Genomic DNA, 5,241 nt, shown 5'->3' on the forward strand with positions numbered 1-5,241 from the left:
GCGTCGTTACGACGAAAACGATGTCAATCGGCTTCAGTTCATCCGTCGCGCTCAGATGATGCAGGTACCAACAAGATTGATCACTGAGAACAGCGCGAGGTGATCGCTCAACCGACCTTGATGATCATCGCCAGCGAGCAAGCAGCCCGCAAGATCAGGACGCTGCTGGAACATCTTCCAGAACTCCCGACTCTCTGGCCACTCGACGGGCTTCATCGGCACCCTTCCGCTCGCTGTAGCGATCGACCAAGTAATCACTCCGCCCGCGCACCAGGAGCGTGAACTTGACCAACTCCTCCATTACGTCCACCACCCGGTCGAAGAACGGCGAAGCGCGCATGCGCCCCGCGTCGTCAAATTCCTGCCACGCCTTCGCGACCGACGACTGGTTGGGAATCGTCACCATCCGCATCCACCGTCCCAGCACGCGCAGGGCGTTGACCACGTTGAACGACTGCGAGCCGCCGCACACCTGCATGACCGCCAGCGTTCGTCCCTGGGTGGGTCGCACGCTACCGTCCTCGAGCGGCAGCCAGTCAATCTGGTTCTTGAATACGCCGGTGATCGTGCCGTGGCGCTCGGGCGACACCCAGACCTGGCCTTCCGACCACTGCGACCATTCGCGCAGCTGCTGCACTTTCGGGTGATCGCTGCCGACGCTGTCCAGCATGGGCAGGCCATGCGGATCGAACACCCGGGTTTCGGCGCCGAGGTGTCGCAGGATGCGCTCGGCTTCCAGTGCCAGCTTGCGGCTGTAGGACTGCGGTCGCAGGGAGCCGTACAAGAGAAGGATGCGTGGCGCTGGTGCCGTCGCGTCGACGCCGAGCGCGTCATGGCGAGGACCGGGAAGCAGGTCGGCGGCCAGATGAGGGAGGTCGAGGAGCACGGGTGATTGCAGTTCGTTATTCATTCGACTATTCTAGAATGATGGAAACGAATCAGGCAATCGCTGCGCTGACGGCGCTGGGCCACGCCACCCGGCTGGCGATCTTCCGGCTGCTGGTCGAGGCCGGCCCCAACGGCCGCATGGCCGGTGAAATTGCGGAAGCACTGGCCGTCCCTGGCGCAACCCTGTCATTCCACCTGAAGGAGCTCGTCCATGCCGGTCTGATCGGCAGCGAGAGCCGGGGGCGCAACGTCTGCTATCGCGCCAACTTCGAAGCCATGAACGAACTGGTCGCCTACCTGACCCACAACTGCTGCGTGGGCTCCGCGGATGAGAGCTGCCCCCCTGGTGCCGGGGCCGCCTGCGCCTGTTGATCCTCTCCCACCTGTCACTCGAGGAACCGCCCCGATGAAGCGTCGCGTCCTTTTCCTGTGCACCGGCAATTCCGCGCGCAGCGTGCTGGCCGAGGCCACGCTCCGCGCCTGGGCCGGCCACCGCTTCGAAGTCTTCAGCGCCGGCAGCCAGCCGGCCGGCACGGTCAACCCCTGGGCGCTTGCCCAACTGGCGGCCGAAGGCATTGCCACGGCAGGCCTGCGTAGCAAGTCCTGGGACGAGTTCACGACGCCGGACGCGGTACCGATGGATCTGGTGGTGACCGTCTGCGATTCGGCCGCGGCCGAAACCTGCCCCGTCGTGCTCGGGGACTTTCTTCGCGTGCACTGGGGGCTCCCGGACCCGGCAACCGTTGAAGGCGATGACGAGGACAAGCGGAAGGCATTCCGCCAGGCCCACCGCATCGTCAAGGCGCGACTGCAGGCTCTGCTGGCGCTGCCGACCGAGGTCTGGGATGACCGTGAAGCGTTGAAGGCGGCCCTCGACCGCATCGGCTTCGTACAACCTGAAGACGAGGCGGTCGCCCATGGCTGAGGCAGCGCCCCGCATGGGGCTGTTCGAACGCTACCTGACCCTGTGGGTCGCGCTGTGCATCGTGGTCGGCACCAGCCTGGGACATTTCTTGCCAAATGCTTTCGCAGCCCTCGGCGGCATGGAAGTCGCGAAGGTCAACCTGCCGGTGGCCGCACTGATCTGGCTGATGATCATCCCGATGCTGCTGAAGGTCGACTTCGGCGCCATGCGGGAAGTGGGCAGGCACTGGCGCGGCATCGGCGTCACCCTGTTCGTCAACTGGGCGGTCAAGCCGTTCTCGATGGCCCTGCTGGGCTGGTTCTTCCTGCGGCATGTCTTCGCCGACTGGCTCCCGGCGGACCAGATCGACTCCTACATGGCGGGGCTGATCCTGCTGGCCGCCGCACCCTGCACCGCCATGGTGTTCGTGTGGAGCAACCTGTGTCGCGGCGACGCGAACTTCACGCTCAGCCAGGTCGCGCTCAACGACGCCATCATGGTGGTGGCGTTCGCACCGCTGGTCGCCCTGCTGTTGGGACTGTCGTCGATCACCGTGCCCTGGGACACGCTGGCGCTGTCGGTGGGCCTCTACATCCTGTTGCCGGTGGCGGTGGCTATCGTCTTGCGTCGCTGGCTGCTTGTACGCGGCGGCGAGGCCAGGCTGGAACGGGTGCTCGCTCGTTTGGGACCTGTCTCGCTGGTTGCACTGCTGGCGACGCTGGTGCTGCTGTTCGGCTTCCAGGGAAGGCAGATCGTCGAGCAGCCCCTGATCATCGCGATCCTGGCGGTGCCGATCCTGATCCAGGTCTACTTCAACTCCGGGCTAGCCTACCTGCTCAACCGCAGGCTGGGTGTCGCCCATTGCGTGGCCGGACCGTCGGCGCTGATCGGGGCCAGCAATTTCTTCGAGCTGGCGGTCGCTACGGCGGTGGCCCTGTTTGGCGTGCACTCCGGCGCGGCGCTGGCTACCGTGGTCGGCGTGCTGATCGAGGTCCCCGTGATGCTATCAGTGGTCAGGATCGTCAACGGCACACGCCCGTGGTACGAGCGGCAGGTCAAAGCGTCGTAGAGCATGGACTGGACTTCCGTGTCGTTGACCTGATCACGATCAATTGGTTTGAGAGTTCAGAACCCATCGGTTTCGTGATGCCGACCTCTCGGCGCCATCAGAGTACTTCATCATCAGGCCGACCGGTCTCTCTCCGGTGCCATTCGAGGGTCGACGCTTGCACACCACCACCCCGCCGCAGATAACCCGACATATTCGCCAGCTGGTCCAGAGAGTGGTTCCTGGCGGCGTGGCGACCTACATGGTTGTCGAGCCCGAACCTGATGCGCTTGAAAAAGAGTGCTTCCCTAACGTCGAGGCGAAGATCGCGCGGGACGGCGGACGCATGCTCTGCGGTTGGCAGCTATGGGAATGGCCGCATGTGATGGTCGAAGCGGAGTTTCACGCGATCTGGCTGTCCCCTGACGGCCAGATGGTCGATGTCACGCCCAAGCTCCACCATGAAACCAAGGTCCTCTTCGTGTCTGACCCGCGACGCCGCTACACCGGCGCGACGGTCGACAACGTGCGCCTGCCGGTTCGCGATGACCAGTTGATCCGGCACTTCATCGGGGTGTCCGAAGCGATCACGCACGTGCTGAGTCGGGGCGTACCGACGGCCGACGGCCATGTCAGTGTCCCGGCGAACGAGATCGAACCGCTGCAGCAGGCGCAACAGTTCCTGGGACACGCGCTGCTGACCGGGCTGCGCGATCATCAGCCGTGTCTGTGCGGTGGTGGCCGCAAGTACAAGCGCTGCCATGGCCCCGAGCTGGAGCGCGCCTTCGCCCTGTAGCCCTCGCGGCATTCAGCGAAATTGTATACCCCCTCGCCCGCAGGTACCCTGCGTGGTCATGGTCCGCTTGCCCCGCCACCGCTGGTTCCCGCTCCTGCGCGTTTTCGCGCTGGGGCTGGTTGCGCTGGGATTGGTGCTGCAACCGGTCATGACAGCCGCCGGCGAGATGCACGAGCTCGCACACGACCCGTCGGGCATGCACAGCCACGGCCCGCATGCCAACGATATGGGCGCGGAGCTCACCGCGACAGGTGCGCACGATCAGGATGGATCGGAGACCTTGCACGTGCTTCTGGATTTTGCACATTGCTGTGGCGCAGCTGCGGCCGCAATGCCTGTCCTGGAGTCCTTGTCTGCTCTTCCGGTAGCCGGTCGGCTGGTGATTGAGAAGGCGTCGCTCCCACCGGCCGTACGCCTAGCGAGTCCGTTCAAGCCTCCGATCTTCGGATGACTGCGCCATCGGCCTGACGCCGACACCCGTCATTTCGATTCACCGGAGCAACCCCCATGCGTTTGCGATCAGCGGCCCTGGCCGCGTTCGTCGCCGTGTGTGCCGTGGCATTCCCCACGCACGCCGCCGACCCCCTCACCCTGGACGACGCTTTCCTCCGCGTTGCCGATACACACCCCGATCTGCGCCTGTTTGGCGCCCGCCATGAGGCCCTGGCAGCCGAGTTGGAGCGAGCCTCCTTGCGCCCGGCGCTGGTTGCTGGCGCCGAACTCGAGAACATGCTGGGTCCCGGCCCGGCCAGCGGTCTCGACAGCGCCGAGATCACGCTGAGCCTCGCCTCCGTGCTGGAGCGCGGCGGCAAGCTCGATGCCCGCCGCACGCTCGCGCAAAGCCGCATCGACGCGCTGGCCATCGAGCGCGAAGCGCAGCGGTTGGATCTCCTGGCCGAAGTGGCCCGCCGCTACCTGGCGGTCGTCGGTGCGCAACGCGAAGGCGAGCTTGCGCAGTTGGACGTCGACCAGCGCGAACGCACCGTTGTTGCGGCGCGCCGGCGTCACGAGGCCGGCGCTTCGCCGGAATCGGTCGTACTCACCGCCCAGGCCGCCCTCGCGCGGTCGGAACTGGATCGCGCTCGCGCCCGGCAACGTCAGGCGGCCGCCCGCCAGCATCTCGCGGCCCTGTGGGGCGAGCGAAATCCCGCATTCGAGATCGTCGGGGGCGATCTGCTCGCCGTGCCCCAGATCGCGGACTTCGCGGTACTCGCCGACTGGTTGCAACGCACTCCCGAGCTGGCGCAGTTCGTCGACCAGCAGCGCATTGGCGAGGCGCGCCTGCAGCTGGCACGCAGCGAAGCGACCCCAGACTTCGACTGGCAGGTGGGCGTGCGACGGATGGCGGACGGCGATGACTTCGGCTTGGTCGGCAGTGTCTCGATCCCGCTGGGCACCACCCGCCGGGCACAGCCGGGCATCCGTGCCGCACGCGCCGAGTTGACAGCGCTGGAAATCGAACGGGAGGCCATGGGGCTGTCGCTCTACTCCACCCTCGCTGAGGCGCATGGCCGCTTCGAAGTGGCCCGCCTGGAAGCACAGCGGCTAGGTGTGGAGCTTCAATAGGTTGTTTCGACTGAGTCCCAGTCGTGAGACGGGAGCCAA

7 protein-coding genes are annotated in these 5,241 nt (G+C 65.8%); 6 read left to right on the forward strand and 1 reads right to left on the reverse strand.

All coding sequences use genetic code 11. The annotated features are described in order from the left end of the window. Positions 1 to 154: 154 nt before the first annotated feature. Positions 155 to 910: an arsenical resistance protein ArsH gene (arsH, locus tag ACFO3Q_RS16870; RefSeq protein ID WP_024889933.1), complete on the reverse strand. Its 756-nt coding sequence runs from the start codon at positions 908 to 910 to the stop codon at positions 155 to 157. Between the two features lie 17 nt (positions 911 to 927). Here arsH and ACFO3Q_RS16875 point away from each other — a divergent pair, with 17 nt between their 5' ends. From ACFO3Q_RS16875 to ACFO3Q_RS16900, 6 genes are all read left to right on the forward strand, one after another. Then, complete coding sequence (locus ACFO3Q_RS16875; RefSeq protein WP_024889932.1) at positions 928 to 1,260, forward strand: ArsR/SmtB family transcription factor; 333 nt, start codon at positions 928 to 930, stop codon at positions 1,258 to 1,260. Between the two features lie 34 nt (positions 1,261 to 1,294). Continuing rightward, the gene (locus ACFO3Q_RS16880; protein WP_024889931.1) at positions 1,295 to 1,813 is read left to right on the forward strand and encodes an arsenate reductase ArsC; all 519 of its coding nucleotides are present in this window, start codon (positions 1,295 to 1,297) and stop codon (positions 1,811 to 1,813) included. Positions 1,814 to 1,826: 13 nt separating this feature from the next. Next, the gene (gene arsB, locus ACFO3Q_RS16885) at positions 1,827 to 2,861 is read left to right on the forward strand and encodes an ACR3 family arsenite efflux transporter (RefSeq protein ID WP_024889930.1); all 1,035 of its coding nucleotides are present in this window, start codon (positions 1,827 to 1,829) and stop codon (positions 2,859 to 2,861) included. A gap of 157 nt (positions 2,862 to 3,018) precedes the next feature. Then, on the forward strand, positions 3,019 to 3,636 hold the full coding sequence (locus ACFO3Q_RS16890) for an SEC-C domain-containing protein (protein ID WP_237392632.1): 618 nt from the start codon (positions 3,019 to 3,021) through the stop codon (positions 3,634 to 3,636). Positions 3,637 to 3,688: 52 nt separating this feature from the next. After that, complete coding sequence (locus ACFO3Q_RS16895; protein ID WP_066922019.1) at positions 3,689 to 4,087, forward strand: hypothetical protein; 399 nt, start codon at positions 3,689 to 3,691, stop codon at positions 4,085 to 4,087. A 56-nt stretch (positions 4,088 to 4,143) separates the two neighbouring features. Continuing rightward, positions 4,144 to 5,202, forward strand: coding sequence for a TolC family protein (locus ACFO3Q_RS16900; protein WP_377006074.1), 1,059 nt, complete (start codon positions 4,144 to 4,146; stop codon positions 5,200 to 5,202). The last annotated feature ends 39 nt before the right edge of the window (positions 5,203 to 5,241 follow it).

The sequence above is a fragment of the Coralloluteibacterium thermophilum genome, from assembly GCF_042654365.1.
GTDB classification, from domain to species: domain Bacteria; phylum Pseudomonadota; class Gammaproteobacteria; order Xanthomonadales; family Xanthomonadaceae; genus Coralloluteibacterium; species Coralloluteibacterium thermophilum.